Annotated in this window: 17 protein-coding genes and 2 pseudogenes; 14 read left to right on the plus strand and 5 right to left on the minus strand. The window is 54.0% G+C overall.

Annotated features, from left to right (window positions below):
• Positions 1–59: 59 nt before the first annotated feature.
• The 6 genes and pseudogenes from EPD59_RS23745 to EPD59_RS12655 form a co-directional block, all read left to right on the plus strand.
• Positions 60–266: pseudogene (locus tag EPD59_RS23745) on the plus strand (LpxD N-terminal domain-containing protein); the annotation flags it as partial.
• A gap of 196 nt (positions 267–462) precedes the next feature.
• Complete coding sequence (gene lpxD / locus EPD59_RS23750) at positions 463–1,098, plus strand: UDP-3-O-(3-hydroxymyristoyl)glucosamine N-acyltransferase (RefSeq protein ID WP_317128367.1); 636 nt, start codon at positions 463–465, stop codon at positions 1,096–1,098.
• Between the two features lie 138 nt (positions 1,099–1,236).
• On the plus strand, positions 1,237–2,631 hold the full coding sequence (locus EPD59_RS12640) for a bifunctional UDP-3-O-[3-hydroxymyristoyl] N-acetylglucosamine deacetylase/3-hydroxyacyl-ACP dehydratase (RefSeq protein WP_133273096.1): 1,395 nt from the start codon (positions 1,237–1,239) through the stop codon (positions 2,629–2,631).
• A 21-nt stretch (positions 2,632–2,652) separates the two neighbouring features.
• Positions 2,653–3,455: pseudogene (gene lpxA / locus EPD59_RS12645) on the plus strand (acyl-ACP--UDP-N-acetylglucosamine O-acyltransferase).
• 6 nt (positions 3,456–3,461) lie between these two features.
• Positions 3,462–4,094 (plus strand): ABC transporter ATP-binding protein, encoded by a 633-nt coding sequence (locus EPD59_RS12650; RefSeq protein ID WP_133273098.1) that lies wholly within the window; start codon positions 3,462–3,464, stop codon positions 4,092–4,094.
• A gap of 311 nt (positions 4,095–4,405) precedes the next feature.
• Positions 4,406–4,756 (plus strand): hypothetical protein, encoded by a 351-nt coding sequence (locus EPD59_RS12655; protein ID WP_133273099.1) that lies wholly within the window; start codon positions 4,406–4,408, stop codon positions 4,754–4,756.
• Between the two features lie 64 nt (positions 4,757–4,820).
• Here EPD59_RS12655 and EPD59_RS12660 read toward each other — a convergent pair whose 3' ends face one another.
• On the minus strand, positions 4,821–5,576 hold the full coding sequence (locus tag EPD59_RS12660; RefSeq protein ID WP_133273100.1) for a DUF4197 domain-containing protein: 756 nt from the start codon (positions 5,574–5,576) through the stop codon (positions 4,821–4,823).
• 102 nt (positions 5,577–5,678) lie between these two features.
• Between EPD59_RS12660 and EPD59_RS12665 the strand changes: the two genes are divergently transcribed.
• The 3 genes from EPD59_RS12665 to EPD59_RS12675 all read left to right on the plus strand — a co-directional run bounded on the left by EPD59_RS12665 (position 5,679) and on the right by EPD59_RS12675 (position 8,869).
• Positions 5,679–6,929, plus strand: a complete 1,251-nt coding sequence (locus tag EPD59_RS12665; RefSeq protein ID WP_133273101.1) for a competence/damage-inducible protein A — start codon at positions 5,679–5,681, stop codon at positions 6,927–6,929.
• Positions 6,930–7,150: 221 nt separating this feature from the next.
• Positions 7,151–8,590: a dihydrolipoamide acetyltransferase family protein gene (locus EPD59_RS12670; protein WP_133273102.1), complete on the plus strand. Its 1,440-nt coding sequence runs from the start codon at positions 7,151–7,153 to the stop codon at positions 8,588–8,590.
• Positions 8,591–8,680: 90 nt separating this feature from the next.
• Positions 8,681–8,869: a hypothetical protein gene (locus EPD59_RS12675; RefSeq protein ID WP_133273103.1), complete on the plus strand. Its 189-nt coding sequence runs from the start codon at positions 8,681–8,683 to the stop codon at positions 8,867–8,869.
• A 70-nt stretch (positions 8,870–8,939) separates the two neighbouring features.
• Here EPD59_RS12675 and EPD59_RS12680 read toward each other — a convergent pair whose 3' ends face one another.
• Both EPD59_RS12680 and EPD59_RS12685 read right to left on the minus strand, forming a co-directional pair.
• Positions 8,940–11,069, minus strand: a complete 2,130-nt coding sequence (locus tag EPD59_RS12680) for a S9 family peptidase (protein ID WP_394347198.1) — start codon at positions 11,067–11,069, stop codon at positions 8,940–8,942.
• Between the two features lie 151 nt (positions 11,070–11,220).
• Positions 11,221–13,851, minus strand: a complete 2,631-nt coding sequence (locus tag EPD59_RS12685) for a valine--tRNA ligase (protein ID WP_133273104.1) — start codon at positions 13,849–13,851, stop codon at positions 11,221–11,223.
• Positions 13,852–14,074: 223 nt separating this feature from the next.
• Here EPD59_RS12685 and EPD59_RS12690 point away from each other — a divergent pair, with 223 nt between their 5' ends.
• Complete coding sequence (locus EPD59_RS12690) at positions 14,075–14,992, plus strand: carbon-nitrogen hydrolase family protein (RefSeq protein ID WP_133273105.1); 918 nt, start codon at positions 14,075–14,077, stop codon at positions 14,990–14,992.
• Positions 14,993–15,076: 84 nt separating this feature from the next.
• A complete protein-coding gene (locus EPD59_RS12695) occupies positions 15,077–16,321 on the plus strand; it encodes an N-acetyl sugar amidotransferase (RefSeq protein ID WP_133273106.1) in 1,245 nt (414 codons plus the stop codon).
• Positions 16,322–16,431: 110 nt separating this feature from the next.
• Here EPD59_RS12695 and EPD59_RS12700 read toward each other — a convergent pair whose 3' ends face one another.
• Positions 16,432–16,782: a 4Fe-4S dicluster domain-containing protein gene (locus tag EPD59_RS12700; protein ID WP_133273107.1), complete on the minus strand. Its 351-nt coding sequence runs from the start codon at positions 16,780–16,782 to the stop codon at positions 16,432–16,434.
• A gap of 277 nt (positions 16,783–17,059) precedes the next feature.
• On the opposite strand from EPD59_RS12700, the gene EPD59_RS12705 reads away from it, so the two are divergent.
• Together EPD59_RS12705 and EPD59_RS12710 are read left to right on the plus strand one after the other, a co-directional pair.
• Positions 17,060–18,073 carry an acyl-CoA reductase gene (locus tag EPD59_RS12705; RefSeq protein WP_133273108.1) on the plus strand — a complete coding sequence of 338 codons (1,014 nt, stop codon included), beginning with the start codon at positions 17,060–17,062 and terminating at the stop codon, positions 18,071–18,073.
• A 108-nt stretch (positions 18,074–18,181) separates the two neighbouring features.
• Positions 18,182–18,481: a hypothetical protein gene (locus EPD59_RS12710; RefSeq protein WP_133273109.1), complete on the plus strand. Its 300-nt coding sequence runs from the start codon at positions 18,182–18,184 to the stop codon at positions 18,479–18,481.
• A gap of 54 nt (positions 18,482–18,535) precedes the next feature.
• Here the strand turns inward: EPD59_RS12710 and EPD59_RS12715 are convergent, their stop codons facing one another.
• Positions 18,536–19,408 carry a nucleoside phosphorylase gene (locus EPD59_RS12715; RefSeq protein ID WP_133273110.1) on the minus strand — a complete coding sequence of 291 codons (873 nt, stop codon included), beginning with the start codon at positions 19,406–19,408 and terminating at the stop codon, positions 18,536–18,538.
• Positions 19,409–19,570: 162 nt separating this feature from the next.
• Here EPD59_RS12715 and EPD59_RS12720 point away from each other — a divergent pair, with 162 nt between their 5' ends.
• Positions 19,571–20,995, plus strand: a complete 1,425-nt coding sequence (locus EPD59_RS12720; RefSeq protein ID WP_133273111.1) for a Glu/Leu/Phe/Val family dehydrogenase — start codon at positions 19,571–19,573, stop codon at positions 20,993–20,995.
• Positions 20,996–21,025 lie beyond the last annotated feature (30 nt).

A 21,025-nucleotide genomic window follows, 5' to 3' on the forward strand; every position in this document is an offset into this window, starting at 1 on the left:
TTCTTCCTCTTGGCGCTAACCACGACTATTCACCAATTGATTTTATTTACTTTTGCCCGATGGAATTTACTGTAGGCCAAATAGCCGAAGTACTAAGTGGAACTGTCGAGGGCGACGCGGCAATACGCATCGACCGGCTGGCAAAGATCGAGGAAGCGCAGGCTGGCTCTTTGGCTTTTCTGGCCAATGCCAAATATGAGCCCCACTTATATACAACGGGTGCTTCCGCCATTATTGTTAGCAAGAAGCAAGCGTTGAGGCAACCAGTAACGGCGGCCCTAATCCGCGTCGATGACCCGTATTTGTGCTTTAGCCGCTTGCTGGAGTTTTATCAGCAGACCACGCGCACAGGTCGACGGGGCGTAGAAGAGCCCGCATTTTTGGGGCCAACTCCACTATCGGGGAAGGGCACTTCCGGGGGCTTTTTCCTACATCGGGGAAGGCTGCACCATCGGCCGCGACGTGCTCATCTTCCCCCACGCTACCATTGGCGACCGGTGCCGCATCGGCGACGGCACTATTATTTACGCTGGGGCCAGAATTTATGCGGATACCGTTATTGGAGCGCGCTGTACCGTGCACGCGGGCGCCGTACTAGGCTCTGATGGCTTCGGATTTGCCCCCCAGCCCGACGGTTCTTACCGGGCTATTCCGCAAATCGGTAATGTGGTTCTGGAAGACAACGTCAGCATTGGGGCCAATACGACCATCGACTGCGCTACCATGGGCTCGACTATCATCCGGGAAGGCAGCAAAATTGACAACCTAGTGCAGATAGCCCACAATGTGGAGATTGGACGCCACACGGTGGTGGCCGCGCAAACGGGTATTTCGGGCTCGACCAAGATTGGCGACTACTGTGTGCTGGCGGGCCAAGCCGGCCTGGCGGGCCACCTGACTCTAGCTAACCGCACGACCGTAACGGCGCAGTCGGGAGTTGGCAAATCGATAAAGGAGGAAGGTCAGTTTCTGCAAGGCTCTCCGGCGTTCAATCTGCGCGATAGTTTGCGTGCCAACGCTATTTTCCGGCATCTGCCCGAGCTTGCGCGTCGCCTCGACGCGCTAGAAGGCAACAAAAGCGCAACAGAAAAGCTTTAGCTTTGCCTCTCGGAAAGCCGGAACTCGAAAACTAGGAGTTAGAAGCAAACAACTAGTGGCCGGGCCGGAATTCTTTTTCTTCTTGCTTTTGGTAATGCCATCCTTCCGGCTTCTAGCTTTCAGCTTCTAGCTCCTCTAATGAACGACAAGCAACATACTATCAAGTCGCCGGTTACTGTGAGCGGCATTGGCCTGCACACCGGCGTACAGGCCACCATGACCTTTTGCCCGGCACCAGTCGACCACGGCTATAAGTTTCAACGCATCGATTTGCCCGGTAAGCCCATTGTGGATGCCGACGTTGACAACGTGGTGGACCTGTCCCGCGGTACTACTATCGAGCAGAATGGTGCGCGTGTAAATACCGTGGAGCACACGCTAGCTGCGCTGGTAGGCCTACAGATTGATAATGTACTGATTCAGTTGGATGGCCCCGAGCCGCCCATCATGGATGGCTCCTCGTATGAGTTCATCAAGCCCTTGCAGGAAGCCGGCTTGGAGGAGCAAAACGCGTTGCGCAACTACTTCGAGATTCCGGAGAGCATTCGGTACGTAGACCACGCCCGTCATGTAGAGCTAGCTGTATTGCCTTTGCACGACTACCGCGTAACGGTAATGGTGGATTATAACTCCCCCGTGCTAGGCTCTCAGCACGCCACGCTCACCGACATCACTCATTTCGCTACTGAAATAGCTTCCTCGCGTACTTTTTGCTTTTTGCATGAGTTAGAGGCGCTATACAAGCAAAACCTTATTAAAGGCGGCGACCTGAGCAACGCTATTGTGGTAGTGGACCGCGTGGTAAGCGAGGAAGAGCTACATGATTTGGCCGAAATGCTGGGCAAGCCTAAAGTGGCGGTCAAGAAAGAAGGCATTCTGAATAATGTGGATCTGCGCTACAAAAATGAGCCCGCTCGCCACAAGCTTCTGGACCTAGTAGGTGATTTGGCCTTGGTTGGTCGGCCGCTGAAAGGGCAGATTCTGGCGGCTCGCCCTGGCCATGCCGCTAATGTGGCGTTTGCTAAGAAGATCAAGAAGAAAATGATGGAGGTGGACTCCTCTCCGGTGCCCACCTACGACCCCGGCCGCGAGCCGGTGATGGATATCAACAAGATATCGGCTACCCTACCGCACCGCTACCCTTTCCTGCTCATCGACAAGATCATTCACCTCGACACGACTACGGTGACGAGCGTGAAAAACGTGACGATGAACGAGCAGTTTTTCCAGGGTCACTTTCCTGGCAACCCCGTCATGCCCGGCGTCATTCAGATTGAGGCTATGGCCCAAACTGGCGGCATTTTGGTGCTGAACACAGTGAAAGACCCAGAGAACTACTGGACATACTTCCTTGGAATCGAGAACTGCCGTTTCCGAAAGCGGGTAGTTCCTGGTGACACCATCATCTTCAAATGCCAGTTGCTCGCTCCCGTTAAGCGGGGCATTGCCAAGATGAGCGGCAAGGCTTTTGTGAATGGCAAAGTGGTAATGGAGGCCGAAATGAGTGCTGCCATCGTCCGCAAAGACGCTTAGTTTTTCAATTAACAATACAGAATGAACCAGCCCCTCGCCTATATTCATCCGGAGGCTAAAATTGCGCAAAATGTAGTGGTAGAGCCTTTTACTACTATTGATAAAGACGTAGAAATCGGCGAGGGCACGTGGATTGGGCCCAATGTGACAATCATGCAGGGAGCCCGGATTGGGAAGAACTGCAAGATTTTTCCGGGTGCTGTTATTGCCGCCATGCCCCAGGATTTGAAGTTCGCGGGCGAAAAAACAACGGCTCATATCGGCGACAACACCGTAATTCGGGAGTGCGTGACCGTAAATCGGGGTACCATTGATCGGATGCGAACCGTGGTGGGGGCCAATTGCCTGCTGATGGCTTATGTACACGTAGCCCACGACTGTATAGTTGGTGATAACTGCGTGTTAGCCAATTCTGTACAGTTGGCCGGCCATGTAGAGATTGGCGACTACGCTATTGTGGGAGGCATGTCAGCGGTGCACCAGTTTGTGAAAGTAGGACCGCACACCATGATTTCGGGTGGCTCGCTGGTACGAAAAGATGTACCGCCATTTGTAAAAGCAGGCCGCGAGCCTCTGACTTACAGCGGTATCAACTCAATTGGTTTGCGCCGCCGTGGCTACTCCGACATTAAGATCAGCGAGATTCAGCAGATCTACCGCCTGCTGTTTTTAAGCAAGCTTAATAATGCCGATGCCCTCGATAAGGTTGAGTTGGAATTGCTGCCCTCGCCGGAGCGGGATGAGGTTGTAAACTTCGTGCGAAACTCTGGCGGGGCGTGATAAAAGGCTATTCGCGCAGCAGTAACGGCAGCTCCGACTACTAGTAGTTTATGCAGATTCAGGCTACCGGGCTGGGAAAGCGCTTTAATCGCGACTGGATATTCCGACACCTGACTCACACTTTCCGTCCCGGCACTGCCACGGCTATTCTGGGACCGAATGGCGCGGGCAAAAGCACCCTTTTGAACACGCTTTCCGGGCAGCTGTTGCCCACTGATGGCACGCTTACCTACAGTCTACAAGGCAAACCGATACCGGTAGAGGACATCCCGGCCCAACTGGCTTATTGCGCGCCCTATCTGGAGCTTATTGAGGAGCTGACACTAAGCGAGCTTCTCTCCTTTCATACCCGCTTTAAGCCTCTTCGGCCAGGCCTTAGTACGCGAGGCCTGATCGAGCTACTCTATCTGGAAAAGTCTCGTCATAAGCTCATACGGGATTTTTCGTCGGGCATGAAGCAGCGTCTCAAGCTAGGATTGGCGTTGTACAGCGCTGCCCCTCTCCTGCTTCTCGACGAGCCCACCACCAACCTAGACCGAGCCGGCGTGGCTTGGTATCAGGAGCACGTGCACGCTACGGTAGCTGGCCGCCTAGTATTGGTGAGCTCCAACGTGGCAGAGGAGTATGACTTCTGTCAGGAACAGCTGGACGTAACCAGCTTTGGGGCGACAGCCGCTCGGTAGCTTGGAAAAAGCCCCCCAGTTTCGTAAAATGAATGTTTGGGATAGGTGTGCTTCCTAATTGAATTTTCGCCAAATTGTAGGAGGGTCACAATTTTCTGTTATTCCTGAAGCTCATCTATTTGGGCTGCTCGTGGCGTAGTAAATCAAGCTCTATTGTGCAGATTTAAAGCTGAACACTCACAATCGATTCGTTAAAAAACGACTTTATTTCCAACGCAAAAACCATTCGAACCGTATCTTCGCAACTGCCCCCTGGTAATAGAGTTGATTAAAGTATTCTTCTTTCACCCATCACCTGCCCTCACACGGCCATGAGACAATACGACGACCTCGACGACGATTCGCTCGATGATGACGAGCTAGATAACTTCGCCAAAAGTGGCGGCCGCGCTGGTATCGGCAGCACTGAAGACCGCCTCAGCGCCAAGTACGCCGACTATCTGATGTGGCGCGATACAGGCTCCTCGCACGACGAGGCGCTGGACCTGGCCAGCATGACGGAGGAAGAGTACACCGCCGCCGAAGCCGCCGAGGACCCGGATAGCAGCGGCTTTGCTTCCTTAGATGACGATGACGATTTTGATATTGCTGATGACGACGATGACCTCGGGAGCAGCCGCTCCGGTCGCAGCGGCCGCATTAGCGACGATGATGACTATTAGCCTAACCGCTAACAAAAAAGCCCCCAAGTAGACATTGGGGGGCTTTTTTGTTAGCGGTTGCCTGCTATGACTTCTTACCAAAGACCCTCTTTAGCAGTTCACTTCCACGAGCCATCGGGTTCTCCCGGATATTGGCTTCCTCCTGCGCAATGAGGGTAAAAAGCCCCCCAATGGCTTTCTCCGTGGCATACTGGTTCAGATCAGTATTAACGGGCTGGACCAGTGGAATTCGGTTGTAGCGCGTCGTCAGGTCGGTGTAGTAGCGGGTGGCATTGACCTTGTCAAGCGATTGCTGGATAATCGGCTTGAAGGCGGTGGTGAGTTGCGAGGTAGTTGTACGGCGCAGGTAATTGGTAGCGGCGTCTTTCTCACCAGTCAAAATCCCCCACACATCTTTAAAGGTCAGGCTTTTGATGGCGGCCAGAAATATTGGCTTCGCACTTTTAGCCGCGTCCTCAGCGCCGCGGTTCAACGACAGTTCGAACTTATCGACCTGCGACCCTAAGCCGATGCTACGCAGCGTATTAGCTACGCGCTGGGCATCTGGTGGAAACGGAATGCGAATAAGCTTGTTGAGGTAGAAGCCGTCTTGCTGAGAAGCTTGGTCGGCGCCCTTGCTTATACCTTGCGTAAGGGCTTCTTTCAGGCCACGGGCGGCTTCATCCTGCGTGATACTGCCCGTGGAACCCTGGGTTGGAGTCTTAGTGGTAGGAGTCGTCAAAATGCCCCCCAGCTTAGGTAGGCGAAAAACCTGCGCTGAGGCGGCCACATGCAGACCAAGCAGCGCAGTTATTACGAGTGAATAGCGAATCTTTTTCATAACTCGGGGCAACTAAAGTGTAACGACCCAACGGGCCGGGCGTACTGGCTAAGGCACAAACCGGACCAAACCATCCTATTTTTTCCTTCCTTATTCCCCTTTATGCGGCAGGTACCTAATGCAGAAATCATTACCATCGGCGACGAGCTACTGTATGGCCAAGTTGTAGATACTAACTCCGCGTTTATGGGTCAGGAGTTGGGTAAGCTTGGTATACGAGTGCGACAGATAACGAGTGTCTCCGACCGAGCGGCTGAAATAGTACTAGCCCTGGACGCCGCCCGCGAACGGGCCGATGTGGTGCTAATTACCGGTGGCCTCGGTCCGACGAAGGACGATTTGACCAAGCATATTCTCACGGAATATTTTCGCACCGAGTTGGTGCTGCATGAGCCTTCCCTGCGCGATGTGGAGGGCATTTTTGCTCGTTTTAACCGACCGATGCTGGAAGTGAACCGGCAGCAGGCTTACCTGCCCGCCGCCTGCACGCCCGTTCGCAATGCGGTGGGTACGGCGCCGGGTATGTGGTTCGAAGACCGGGGCGTGGTGTTTGTGTCGATGCCGGGTGTGCCGTTTGAGATGAAGCGTATGATGACGGACATCGTATTGCCAAAGCTGAAAGAGCATTTTCACACGGCACCTATTGAGCACCTGGTTATTCAGACGGTAGGCATTGGCGAGTCGTTTCTGGCGGAGAAAATCTCGGATTGGGAAGACAGTTTGCCTCCCAATTTTAAGCTAGCTTATTTGCCTCACTTAGGGGCCGTACGCCTCCGCCTTACCGCCACCGACGATGGAATACCCGACCTGCGCGGCCGACTGGAAGCGAACTTACCCTTGCTTCAGGAATTAATTGGAGAGTATATCTTTGCCGTTGGGGAAGTGTCGCTGGAGGCGGCCGTCGGCCAGTTATTAGTAGAGCGCAACCTCACTATTGGCACAGCCGAGAGTTGTACGGGCGGCTATCTGGCCCACAAGCTGACCAGTGTGGCGGGCAGCTCTCGCTATTTTCTGGGGGGCATTCTAGCTTATCATAACGATATCAAAATCAAACAGCTGGGCGTTAGCACTGAAACCTTAGCTACACATGGAGCAGCAAGCGAAGCTACCGTGCGTGAGATGGCCGAAGGGGCGCGCAAGCACTTGGGCGTAGACGTGGCGCTGGCAACCAGCGGTATTGCCGGCCCGGGTGGCGGCACCCCCGAAAAGCCCGTCGGTACCGTCTGCATTGCCTACGCCGATGCCCACCAGACCATCAGCAAGCAGTTCACTTTCGACCGGGGGCGCCAGCTCAACATTGAGTACACAACTACAATCATCTTGAACCTGCTGCGGCTGAGCTTGCCGAAGTAACGTAAGCGGCGGAAAGGAAGGGCTTAGATTTTTGGTAAAAGGGCATTGCTGTTTCAGGTTACTCCTGCCTTCTCTCTACCCGAAGCCTGCCACGCTTCCGCTACTCACTAAAACACCTACCTTTGATGCAGCTTAGCTGGCGTCCACCCCGCATACTATGGCGCCGACCAAGCAAGTTTTCTGACCTTCAACACCCAATAACCCCAACCCCCAATAACCGCATGGCACGAGTGGAAATGGTGATGCCCAAAATGGGCGAAAGCATTATGGAAGGCACCGTCCTGAAATGGCTCAAACAAGTAGGCGACGCAATTGAGCAGGACGAATCAGTACTGGAGGTGGCTACCGATAAAGTAGATACCGAGGTACCGGCCATTCATGCCGGCGTTTTGCAAGAAATTCTAGTACAGGAAGGCGAAGTAGTAGCGGTGGGGGCTCCCATTGCAATTGTTGAAACCGACGTGAATAGTGCCAGCGCTACGGCGCCAGCCGCAGCTCCTGCTGCTCCACAGGCAGTTTCGACCGTAGATACTCCAAATGGGCAGGATACGGCGGCCGATGTGCCACACGTACCTCAGCTGCAGGACGCGCAGGCTAGTCAATCATCGGCCCAGCCCCAACAAGGTCGCTTTTATTCGCCCCTGGTATTGAGCATTGCCCGGCAGGAAGGCATTTCGATGGCTGATCTGGAATATTTGCCTGGTACCGGCAAGGAAAACCGCGTCACGAAAAAGGATATTCTGGACTACGTGGAAGGCGGCAAGAAGTCGTTAAGCCAGACGTCTGGCACAGCGGCTCCTGCGCCCGCGCAAACTGCTCCCCAGGCCGCCTCAGCGCCCGCCACGCAGTCGGTGCAGTCGCCACCTACGGCCACGGCTCAGGTGGCGCCAGCCGAAGCGGCAAAGCCAGCCAGCAGCGCGCCGGCCAGCAAGCCGGCCCCATCGGTGAGCGGCAACCAGGAGTTGATCGAAATGGACCGCATGCGCAAGATGATTGCTCAGCGCATGGTAGACAGCAAGCGAATTGCCCCCCACGTTACCTCCTTTGTGGAAGCGGACGTGACTGATCTGGTAAACTGGCGCAACAAGCACAAAGACGCCTACAAGAAGCGCGAGGGCGAAAACCTCACCTTCACGCCTATCCTCATCCAAGCCATTGCCCGCGCCATTCAGGACTTCCCCAATATCAACGTATCGGTGGATGGCGACTACATCATCAAGAAGCGTGACATCAACATTGGCCTAGCGGTGGCGCTGCCTTCCGGCAATCTGATTGTGCCGGTTATTCATAATGCCGATCAGTTGAACCTGAATGGGTTGAGCAAAAAGGTGAATGACCTGGCTAACCGGGCCCGCATCAACAAGCTAACTCCTGGCGACTTGGAAGGCGGTACCTATACTGTATCCAACGTAGGATCTTTCGGTAACGTGATGGGCACGCCCATTATCATGCAGCCGCAGGTAGCCATCATGGCGCTGGGTGCTATCAAAAAGAAGCCGGCTGTTATTGAAACGCCCCAAGGTGATTTGATCGGTATCCGTCACTTCATGTTCCTTTCCCACTCCTACGACCACCGTGTGGTTGATGGCTCGCTAGGCGGTATGTTCGTGCGTAAAGTGGCCGACTATCTGGAGCAATTTGATCCAAATACGGTTATCTAAATCTGCGCTCAACATCGTAAATAGCGGCGCGGCTGCACTTGAATAAGCCCGTCTGGTAGACGGGCTTTTCTTTTTCTAAATCAATTGCTTATGAAGAATATTTTTTCACTGATTGCCCTCGTCATTTCATTAGGGCTAATCATCTTTTTGTACTTCCAGTTATCCTCAACTCAAGAGGCGTTGCGCCAAGCAGAACAACGATATGCCGACTGCGAGAAGGTGACGTTTCAACTGCAAAATCAGCTTACGGCCCAGCAACGCGCGGCTGAAGCGAAGTAAACCCACCGCTGGCGCAGCCATAAAAAAAGCCCCCAGATATTTTCTGGGGGCTTTTTTCGGCTGGATAGTCCTACGACTTAATTCCCAAAAGCATCAGCATAAACGCTTGCTGCCGGGCTACGTCGCGAATGGACTTAAAGCGGCCAGATGCACCGCCGTGGCCCGCTGCCATATCGGTGTGCAGCAGCAATAAGTTGTTATCGGTTTTCATGGTGCGCAGCTTCGCAACCCATTTGGCAGGCTCAAAATACTGTACCTGCGAGTCGTGCAGACCAGTGGTAACGAGCATGTTAGGGTACGGCTGCTTTTTCACGTTGTCGTAGGGCGAGTACGAGAGCATGTAGTCGTAGTACTCTTTCTTGTTAGGATTGCCCCACTCGTCATACTCGCCAGTGGTGAGCGGAATGCTTTCATCCAGCATGGTAGTTACCACATCCACGAACGGTACGCCGGCCAATACGCCTTTGTACAGATCAGGACGCATGTTCACTACGGCACCCATCAGCAGGCCACCGGCGCTGCCGCCTTGAGCAAACAGCTTAGCTGGCGAGGTAAACTTCTGCTGAATTAGGAACTCCGAGCAGTCGATGAAGTCGGTAAAGGTGTTCTTTTTCTTGAGCAATTTGCCATCCTCGTACCACTGTCGGCCCATTTCCTGTCCACCGCGAATGTGGCACAGCGCGTAGGCAAAGCCGCGGTTAAGCAGGCTCAGGCGCGCGGCACTGAAGGTCGCGTTGGAAATAATCCCGTAGGAACCATAGGCGTATTGGAGCACCGGCGCATTGCCGTCTTTCTTGAAGCCCTTCTTGTACACAATCGAAATCGGAATCTTCGTGCCGTCTTTGGCCGTGGCGTACATGCGCTCCGTCACGTAATCTTCCTTATTAAAGCCCCCCAGCACGGCTTGCTCCTTGAGCAGCGTTTTCTGCTTCGTGACCATGTTGTAGTCGTACGTGGAATTGGGCGTGGTAAGCGAGGTGTACGAATAGCGCAGTACTGGCGTATCAAACTCGGGGTTCACACTGATACTAGCCGAGTACGTAGGCTCCCCGAAATTGAGGTAGTGCTCCTCGCCTTTCCAGGGACGCACGCGCAAGCCTAACAAGCCTTCCTTGCGCTCACCCAGCACGAGGAAGTTCTTGAACAGCTCCATGTTCTCCAGAAACACGTCCTTGCGGTGCGGAATAATCTCTTTCCAAGCCGTTTTAGCTGTATTGCTGACGGGTGTTTCGAGCAGACGATAGTTGGGAGCACCGGCATTCGAGCGAATGTAAAATTTGTCCCCCAGGTGCTCTACGTCGTAGAGATGGTCCTTTTCGCGGGCCAAGAATACTTTGGGAGCAGCCGTGGGGTTGCTGGCGTCGATGTAGCGCAACTCGGAGGACATGGTGCTGCCCATGCCGATGAAGATGTACTTCTTCGACTTGGTACGACCTACGCCTAGGTTAAAGGTATTATCCTTCTCCTCGTACACCAGCACGTCCTGCTTGGGGTCAGTGCCCAGCGTGTGCCGGTACACCTGATAAGGCAGCAACGTGGTGGGGTCTTTTTTGGCGTAGAAAAGTGTCTTGTTGTCGGCGGCCCACACGGCATTACCGCTCGTATTCACGATTTTCTCGGGGTACAGCTTGCCTGTTTTCAGGTCCTTAAAGCGCAATGTGTACAAGCGGCGGCTCACTGTATCGGCGCCGTAGGCCATCACCAGGTTGTTGTCGCTAACCTCGTAGCCGCCAATTTGGAAGTACGTTTTATCCTTCCCCAACTCGTTGGCGTTGAGCAGAATTTCCTCCGGCGCCTTCATATCGCCCTTCTTGCGGCAGTAGATGGGGTACTCGCTGCCCGCCTCGTAGCGGGTATAATAATAGTAGCCGTTGTCGCGGTAAGGCACCGATTCGTCCTGCTCTTTGATACGACCTTTTATTTCGTTAAACAGCTTGTCTTCCAGCTCTTTGGCGGGCGCCATCTGCTTGTCGAAGTAAGCATTCTCAGCGTTGAGGTAGCTGATTACCTCGGGGTTTTCGCGCTCATTCAGCCAGTAATAGTTATCAGTGCGCGTGCCAAAGGGCGAGGTGAGCTGCTTGGGCTTGCTGGGCGCGAGAGGCGGAGTGGTCATGGTGTAGGTTGTAGGCTGGGTCTGGGCCTGCGCTACGCCGAGCGTCAGGGCGAAGGCACCAGCCAGCCAGAGTAAGGAATGATTCATAGAGGGTTAGGCTGAGTTGGAGTGTAGAACAAGCTAAAGATACTGAAATGAATTAGCCTAGCTTACAGCGCAAGCTATTTCCAAACAGAAACAGGCATGCGCAAAAAAGCCCCCCAGTATGCGGCTGGGGGCTTTTTTGAAAGGAATAAATCTACAGTGCGGCTAGGCTCTGCTCCAACGCCGTAATTTTTCCCTCGGCGTCGGCCTGCTTCTGTCGCTCCCGCTCCAATACGTCAGGCTTGGCATTCTGCACGAATTTCTCGTTGCTTAGCTTCTTCATTACCGACTCTAGAAAGCCACGGGCGTACTCAATTTCCCTCGTCAGTCGCTCGCGCTCGGCGCCCAGGTCAATGTGGCCTTCCAAGGGAATGAAGAACTCACCCGTACCCAGCACGAAGCTGACAGCCCCGGCCGGAGCAGCCTCCACGAAGCTGATGTCGCTGAGCGCGGCCAGCTTCCTAATTACCCCGTCGTAGTCGCGCAGCAAAACGGCTTCCTCGGTTTTCGCTGCCAGCGTCAGTGGCTTGTTTGGGCCGATGCCTTTCTGATTGCGCACATTCCGAACGCCGGCTACTATTTCCAGTGCTTTGTCCATGCGGCTCAGGATATCGGCAGCGTTTGCCAACGGCTGCGGCTTGGGCCAGGCCGCTACGCAGACGTACTCTTTCTCACCGCGCTCAGCCAGTTCGTGCCATATCTCCTCCGTAATGAAGGGCATGAACGGATGCATAAGCTTGAGCAGAGTTTCGAGGTAAGCCGTGGTCTGGCGTAGCGTCTCCGGGTCGATGGGCGCCTGATAAGCCGGCTTAATCATTTCCAGGTATACCGAGCAGAAGTCATCCCACACAAGCTTGTACACGGTCATGAGTGCGTCTGACATGCGGAACTTGGCAAAATGCTCGTCCAGCTCTGTCTGCGCACTTTGCAGCTTCGCCCCGAACCATTCTACAGCCTTTTCATTCACGAACGGCAGCTCCTGATTTACCTCCCAGCCCTGCGTTAGGCGGAAGGCATTCCAGAGCTTGTTGGTGAAGTTGCGGCCTTGTTCCACGAGGCGAATATCGAACAGCAAATCATTACCAGCCGGCGACGAAAACAGCATACCAGTGCGCACGCCATCGGCGCCGTACTGCGCAATAAGGTCCAGCGGGTCAGGCGAGTTGCCGAGCTGCTTGCTCATCTTACGGCCCTGGTCGTCGCGCACGATGCCCGTCAGGTATACGTTGCGGAATGGCACCTCTTTGCGGTACTCCAAACCGGCCATGATCATGCGAGCTACCCAGAAGAACAGAATCTCGGGGGCAGTTACGAGGTCATCGGTAGGATAGAAATAGTTGATGTCGGGATTGTCGGGATCCTTGAATCCATCGAACACTGAAATGGGCCACAACCAGGAAGAAAACCACGTATCGAGCACGTCTTCTTCCTGCCGTAAGTCACTGATTTGCAAATCAAGGTTCCCGGTCTTTTCACGTGCTGCTTCAAGTGCCTCGTTCTCCGAAAGAGCAACTACAAAAGAGCCATCGGGGAGGTAGTATGCCGGGATGCGCTGCCCCCACCATAGCTGCCGCGAGATGCACCAGTCACGCACGTTCTCCATCCACACCCGGTACATGTTCTTAAACTTGGGCGGGTGCAGTTTGATTTCGTCGTTCTCCACTACGGCCAGCGCTTTGGCAGCCATCTGGTCCATTTTGCAGAACCACTGCATGCTCAGGCGCGGCTCAATCACTGCCCCGGTGCGCTCAGAAGTTTGCAGCACGCTAGCGTAGTCCTCAATCTTATCGAGCAGGCCGGCAGCCTGCAAATCTTTGGCTATCTGCTTGCGGGCAGCAAAACGATCCTGCCCCACGTAGAGCACAGCTTTTTCATTCAGCGAGCCGTCGTCGTTGAGAATATCAATAACGGGCAGATTGTGCTTCACGCCCAACTCGTAGTCGTTCAGATCGTGGGCCGGCGTCACTTTCAGCGCGCCCGTTCCGAAATCGATGGCTACGTACTCATCCAGAATAATGGGCACCTCACGACCCAGCAGCGGAATGCTTACCTGCTGGCTGTGTAGGTGCTTGTAGCGCTCATCATTGGGGTTTACGGCCACGGCTACATCGGCCATAATCGTCTCGGGGCGCGAGGTAGCTACGGTCAAGAACTGGCCCTCCTGCCCTACCACTGGGTAGCGCAGATAATACATTTTGGCCTGGGTATCCTTGGCAATAACTTCCTCATCGGAAATAGCCGTGCGGCTCTGCGGATCCCAGTTTACCATGCGTATCCCACGGTAGATCTGGCCCTTTTGGTATAGGTCCACGAAGACGCGCAGTACAGCGTCGGTCAGTTCGGGCTCCATGGTGAAGCGGGTGCGGTCCCAATCGCAGGAAGCGCCGAGCTTCTTGAGTTGCTCCAGGATAATGCCGCCGTATTTTTCCTTCCATTCCCAAGCGTGAGCCAGAAACTCTTCACGGGTGAGGTCGCGCTTGTCGATGCCTTTTTCCTTCAGTAGGGCCACTACCTTAGCTTCGGTAGCAATAGACGCGTGGTCGGTGCCGGGCACCCAGCAGGCTTCCTTGCCCTGCATGCGGGCCCGGCGCACCAACACATCTTGAATGGTATTATTGAGCATATGGCCCATGTGTAGCACGCCCGTCACGTTGGGCGGCGGAATCACCACGGAGTAGGCAGGCTTGCGCGGGTTGGGCTTGGCTTTAAAAAAGCCCTGCTCCTGCCAACGCGTGTACCATTTGGCTTCTACGTCGGCGGGAGTATAGGTTTTGGCGATAGACATGGGCGCGGGGGGCAAATTCAGTTCTAAACAAAGACAAAAGTAGGCATTTCAACTGGGCAAATGCCCCCCAGAACATCAGATTGGCTAAACTGAAACCGGGACGTCAATTCTTAGCTTCTGGTCCTACCTTTGAGTCCGAAAAGGGATTGACCGATCTACAGAGAGGAGTCAGGTTCGTTTTTTGCTTTATTTTTACTGTTCTGTTCACCGTTTTTCTGTCGGCATGGCCGCTTTGTTCTCTTTTCGAAAAGCACCAAAAGCTACTCCCAGCACTTCTGGACCGGTTAATTTGCCCCCCACTACCTCCGTACGGATCGGGATGGGCCAGCTACTGGTAGAGGGCGGCGAACCACTGCGCAACTTGGAGCGGGCCGCTCGCATGATCGGTGAAGCAGCGCAGCAAGGCTGCGAGTTAATTCTGCTACCCGAAACGCTCGACTTTGCTTGGACGCACCCAAGCGCCCTCACAGAGGCGCAACCTATTCCAGGACCGTTCAGCGACCTGCTTTGCGAGCAGGCAAGCAAGCACAAGATCTACGTGTGCGCGGGCCTTACGGAACGGTTAAATGGTCGGAACTACAACGCCGCAATTCTGATAAATCCGGAAGGCGAAATTATCGTTAAATATCACAAGATAAACCTATTAGGCGTTGAGTTGCCGTTTTACGCAGTGGGTCAGACCCTGAATGTAGTGGACACGCCTTTGGGGAAAATCGGAGTTAATATCTGCGCCGACAACTACCTCGATGGTTTGTCCATTGGTCACACGCTAGCTCGTATGGGCGCTGAGTTCATCATCTCTCCTTCTTCCTGGACCGTCGATTATTCGCTGACGGAAGAGGATGATCCGTACCGCGAAAAATGGGTGAATCCATTCTCCATTCTGGCGCGCCTATATAATGTGGTGGTGGTCGGCACCACGTCGGTGGGCTATATTGTGGGCGGCCCGTATGAGGGCAAGAAAAGCGTAGGCTGTTCTCTGGCAGTCGATGCGAGCGGTGTGCGGGCCCAAGGTACTTTTAACGAGTTTGCGGGTGACTTAGTGGTGGCCGATTTGCCCCGTCCGATTCGTCCGGAGCAGGGAACGGCCATTGGCGAAATGCTCCAACGCAAAGGCTATCAGTTTGATAAGTTGCTTTAAAATAACGCCTATCCATTTATTCACGTTATAAACCTTACTAAGCAAAGCTTCAAATTTCCTAGTCTTTCACTTTTCCTTTGCCGCTTGTCCGCTCCTATTCCTTCTTCTACTAGCTCACCAGTCAGGGCAACAGAGCCTACTGCTGCCGTGGCGTCCGCTTATCAGCCGAAAGCACCCGCCCAGCGCTGCACCCGGTGTATTATGGATAGCACCGTGCCTGGTATTCAGTTTGATACCCGCGGCGAATGCAGCTTCTGTGCTCTGCATGACAAGTTAGATAAAGCTTTTCCGCTCGGTGAAGCCGGTCGCCAGCAAGTGCAAAAGCTCGCCGACGATATTAAGCGCGTGGGCCGGGGCAAGAAATACGACTGCGTACTGGGCGTAAGCGGCGGCCGAGACAGTTCGTTTACGCTCTGGTATTGCGTTACCAAGCTGAAGCTGCGCCCGCTGGCAGTGCACTTCAACGACGGCTTCGGTAACCCCGTAGCGGGCGAAAACATGGTGAAAGCTTGCCGCAAGCTGGGCGTAGAGCTGCGCACCATCACCTCCGACTGGCGCGAATCCAAAGACCTCAAAATTGCCTTTCTCAAAGCCTCCACTCCGGATATGGAGGAAGGTACTGACCTCGGTATTGCTACCGCTTTGTATGGAGTAGCGGCCAAAGAAGGGATTCAGCGCATCGTGATTGGCCAGAGCTTCCGCACCGAAGGCATCTGCCCATTATCCTGGAATTATTTGGATGGCCGCTACCTGAAAGCTGTGCACAAGCGTTTCGGCACGGTGCCGCTGCGGCCTTGGTCGCCCGCTGACCCAGGTTTCAATCTGGATTTGAAGGAGATGTTTTACTACGCCTTCGTGCGGCGCATTAAGACGGTAACCTTGCTTTACCACATCGACTATGTGCGGGCTGATGTAGACGAGTTGATTGCCCGTGAACTGGACTGGGTAAATCCGGGCGCGCATTACTTCGACGACCTCTACCAAAGCGTTATCTACTACCTCAACCGGACCAAATTCAACATTGATCGGCGGCTGTTCAACTATTCAGCGCTGGTGCGCTCAGGTCAGATGTCGCGGGAAGAAGCATTGGAACGCACCGCTCACATCAATTCCATCGAAGACCCGCGCGTAATTGACCTCTGCATCAAGCGTCTTGGCCTGACTCGTGCGGAGTTCGATCAAATTGTGGCCACGCCACCCAAAACTTTCCGCGACTACCCAAACAACTATTCGCTCATTCGGCGGCTGCGCTGGCCGATCAAAGTGCTTAGTCAGCTGAATCTGATTCCAGAGTCAGCTTACGACAAGTATTTTAACTGCGGCGCTTAAGCATTGCTTTTCAGAAGTATACGCATACCAAAAAAGCCCCCCAGAAACTATCTGGGGGGCTTTTTATAGCTACTTTTGGAAAGCAGAGAATGCTTGCAAGCTGCCGGCTGTTAGGCAGTGAGGTGGAGCCACTCTTTCTTCTTAAGCAGTTCTTCCTGCGTTTCGCGCAAATCGGGGTCGTCTACGCAGCAGTCTACGGGGCATACGGCGGCGCACTGAGGCTCTTCATGGAAACCCACGCATTCCGTACACTTATCGGACACGATGTAATAATATTCGTCGGAAACTGGGGTTTGGGGAGCCGTGGCGGATACGACAGCGCCACCGTCAACTTCTACTTGTTTCAAAGAAGTGCCATCGGCCCAACGCCACTGAGCACCACCTTCATAAATCGCATTGTTGGGGCATTCAGGTTCGCAGGCACCGCAGTTGATGCACTCGTCGGTTATCATTATGGCCATAGCCGCAGTCGTCTTGAGTTGGGTACTAGTAATTGAACATATACGCTTACGCAAAGATGCCCCCCAAAAGTTGATCTGGGTACGCAAAAGTAGAAACTAACCTTGTTTTAATTTTGAATGTTCAGCTTTGAGGGACGAATAACTAAAAAATCTCTTTTACTCCTGCTCTGGTTGAACGCCCATTGCGAGCAGACATCAACAACGCTAGTAGTACTGCGAAGCCCTTTAGCCATTCGGAGTACTACCCCGCCACTTCTCTCATTAGAATACTTGCACAATGAATCATTTCGAACGCCTGGCCGCATTTATTAACCTCGGCCAGCGCCTGCGCCACCTCACCGAAGACGACAGAGATGACTTATATCGTCGGGCCCGCAACAATAATTCGTGGTTTGATGCCCCCAACGTAGCCGCAGCTCTGGATGGGATTGCGCGCTTGCTGGAAGAACACAGCCTGCGCACCTGGGCTAGTCGTTACCCAGCGGAGGCTGCTACGCCCCGCGCCGTAGGCGTGGTGATGGCGGGCAATATCCCGCTGGTAGGCTTCCACGATTTGCTGTGCGTGGTGCTCAGCGGCCACAATCTGTTGGCTAAACCCAGTTCCGATGACCGGTATCTGATGCACTGGATTGTGGGTGAGCTGACGCGGATTGAGCCACGCATGGCGGAGCGCATCACCTTCGTGGAGCGCCTGAATGCCGCCGATGCCTTCATTGCTACCGGCTCCGATAACACGGGCCGCTACTTCGAATATTATTTCCGCAACAAGCCCAACCTCATCCGCCGCAACCGCACCAGCCTGGGCATCCTGACGGGCCAGGAAACTCCGGAGGAGCTAGCCGCCTTGGGTGCCGACATTTTTCAGTACTACGGCCTAGGCTGCCGCAATGTGTCGAAACTGTTGGTACCGAAAGACTACCGCTTCGATAAGCTGCTGGATAATTTACAGCCCTGGGAGCGCGTGCTGGAGCAGAACCGCTACCAGAACAACTACGATTACAACAAGAGTATTCTGCTCGTAAACCGCGTGCCGCACTTCGACAATGGCTTCGTGCTGTTCACGGAAAGCGCCCAGCTCGTGTCGCCGATTTCGGTGGTGCATTACGGCACCTACCACGACGAGGCCGACCTTCAGCAGCAACTAGCGCAGGTAGCCAACCAAACGCAGTGCTTAGTATCGGCTGGGGGGCTTTTTCCAGGCAGCTTTGCCTTCGGGCAAGCCCAATGCCCCAGCGTAAGCGACTACGCCGATGGCGTGGATACGATGGCTTTTTTAACGTCGCTCCCGTAGTAGTAAGAGCATAATAGCCCTTCAAGAGAACATTGTGAAGCCCGTTTCTACAGCTTATTACTTGCTCCTAAGCCAGCCATTCCCTGTCGCAACCAACCCTACTGCTTTATGAACTCTGACTTTCCCGACGTCGAAACAATTGAGAAAGAGGCTATTCCCGGCCTGGCATTTCCGCACGATGATGTATTAAGCGACCCAGCACAACAACTCCAACGTCGCCACGATGCCGAACGCGCCTCAAAGCTTGGCAACTCGTATCAGGGTAAAGTGACGATCTATTTTCAAACTCACGAAGGCATCACCAGACGCGTGCAAACCACCATTTGGGCCGTTCACGAGGAATACGTAACCTTAAAAGCCGGCATTACCCTCCCGCTGCGCTCCATCATCCGATTCGATTTTCAATAAGAAAAAAGCCCCCAGAAGACACCTGGGGGGCTTTTTTGCTTTAACAAAGTAGCCTTACACGCGGTCCAATGTTTTAGCAATTAAGTCGTTCATGGTTTGCTCGGCGTTGGTGGCAAATTCGCCAGTAGCCCGGTTCGCCACAATGGCATTCAACGATACAATCTCGTGGCCCAGCATGCGACCAAGTGCATAGTAACCAGCGGTTTCCATCTCGAAGTTTGTCAGGCGAAATTCGCCTTCAGCGCTTTCGTACCGGAAGTTCTGAAACTGCTTAATCAGGTCGGGCTGCCGTAAATCGAGGCGGAGTACGCGGCCCTGCGGGCCGTAGAAGCCAGGGCAAGTGAGCGTGTTGCCAGTCAGCATTCCGGCCCCAATCTGCTCCCGAATAAGGTCGTGGCCCCGCACGCAGTACGGGCGATAATCGAGCTGCAAAGCCTTTTGGATGCCAGTGCCTACTTCTACTTCCAAGCCGGTTTCTACCAGCGGATAAAACTGCATCAGGGCATCGAGGCCCACGCCGTGCTCCGTTACGAGGTGGGCGCCCAAGGGAATATCAGGCTGCAAAGCGCCGCTGGTACCCACCCGAATGATGCGCAGCGTAATGCGCTCTTCCAAGGGCCGCGGCTCGCGGGTTACGAAGTCAATATTCACGAGTGCATCCAGCTCATTCAGCACGATATCAATGTTATCGGTGCCAATGCCAGTAGAAACAACCGCGATGCGCTTGCCCTTGTAGTAGCCTACATGGGTCACGAACTCGCGCTTGTTTACCTGCGTCTCGATGGAGTCGAAGTGCTGGCTCACCAGTGCCACCCGATCCGGGTCGCCAACGGTGATAATGGTTTCGGAAATATGATCAGGCAGCAGGTTAAGGTGATACACGCTGCCGTCGCGGTTCAGGATGAGCTCGGAGTCGAGAATAGGCATAGGAAGTGGGATTAGAAAGTGGCGCGAAGGCGGCAAATTAGTCATAACCTGTTACGCAGCGGCTCAGGCATAGTTTGCGGGCCCCTGCTCTTCCAATTGAGATACAACTGATTTCGAACTTCACTCGTTGGAATTAAGATACATTCACCAACACCCCATCCCATGAGCAACACCCAGATTCAGGGAAAAGACTTTTATAATAGTGTGCTGCAGTTCTATGATCAGGCCGCGCAGTTTTCAAAACTTGATCCTGGCATTCTTTCTCAGATCAAGGCTTGCAACAGCATTTACAAGGTTAATTTCCCGGTAGAAGTTGATGGGCATGTGCAGGTTTTTGAGGGAATACGGGTACAGCACAGCCACCACAAGCTACCCAGCAAAGGTGGTATTCGCTACAGCGTGTATGTAGATGAAGAGGAAGTAATGGCCCTGGCTACGCTCATGACCTTCAAATGCGCCCTCGTCGATGTTCCGTTTGGCGGGGCAAAAGGTGGCGTCAAAATCAACCCCCGCACCAGTTCCGTAGAGACACTGGAGCGCGTGACTCGCCGCTATGCAAGCGAGTTGATCAAGAAAAATCTCATTGGTCCGGGCATGGACGTGCCTGCCCCCGATTACGGTACAGGCAGCCGCGAAATGGCCTGGATTGCCGACACGTATCTAGCGTTCAAATTTGGCGACACCAACGCGCTGGGCTGCGTAACAGGCAAGCCCGTGGGCCAAGGTGGTATCCGCGGCCGGACTGAAGCTACTGGTCTGGGCGTATTCTTCGGCTTGCGCGAGCTGCTAGCCGACAACGAACTCCTGAAAAAACTCGGGATGACGAGCGGTATGGCCGGCAAACGAATTATCGTACAAGGTCTGGGCAATGTAGGCTACCACGCGGCGCACTTCTGCGAGCTGGAGGGCGCCATCATAACGGGGATTGCAGAGCGCGAGGGGGGCATTTTTAACGCCGATGGCCTCGATGTAGCCGCCGTGTTTAAGCACCGCAACGAAAGTGGCTCCATTCTTAATTATCCCGGCGCGCAAAACGTAGCGGAAGCTAGTCAATTGCTGGAGTATGAGTGTGATGTACTCTTGCCCGCCGCGCTGGAAAACCAGATTCACGCTGGTAATGCCGCTCGCATTAAAGCCAAGATAATTGCGGAAGGCGCCAATGGCCCTACTACCAAGGATGCCGAGAAGATTCTGCTCGAACGCGGCGTTGTTATCCTCCCCGACCTTTATCTCAACGCGGGGGGCGTTACGGTTTCGTACTTCGAGTGGCTAAAGAATCTCTCAAATGTGCGCTTTGGTCGCATGGGCAAACGGGCGGAAGAAGCGTCTCTCCGCCGTCTTGTAACCACTATCGAGCAGACCACCGGCAAGAGCATCAGCGCTCAGGAACGGGAGCTAATCATTCAGGGCGCCGATGAGACCAGCCTCGTGCGCTCGGGCCTAGAAGACACTATGATTGTGGCTTATCATGAGATTAGGGAGGTAATGCATCAGATTAAGGGCATTGAAGATCTGCGCACTGCCGCCTTCTATAGTGCCATTGAGAAAGTAGGCGTCAGCTATCAGTCATTGGGTATATTCCCATAAGCCTAGATGCTTTTCGAAAGAACCAAAAAC

This window comes from Hymenobacter radiodurans (genome assembly GCF_004355185.1).
Taxonomy (GTDB): domain Bacteria; phylum Bacteroidota; class Bacteroidia; order Cytophagales; family Hymenobacteraceae; genus Hymenobacter; species Hymenobacter radiodurans.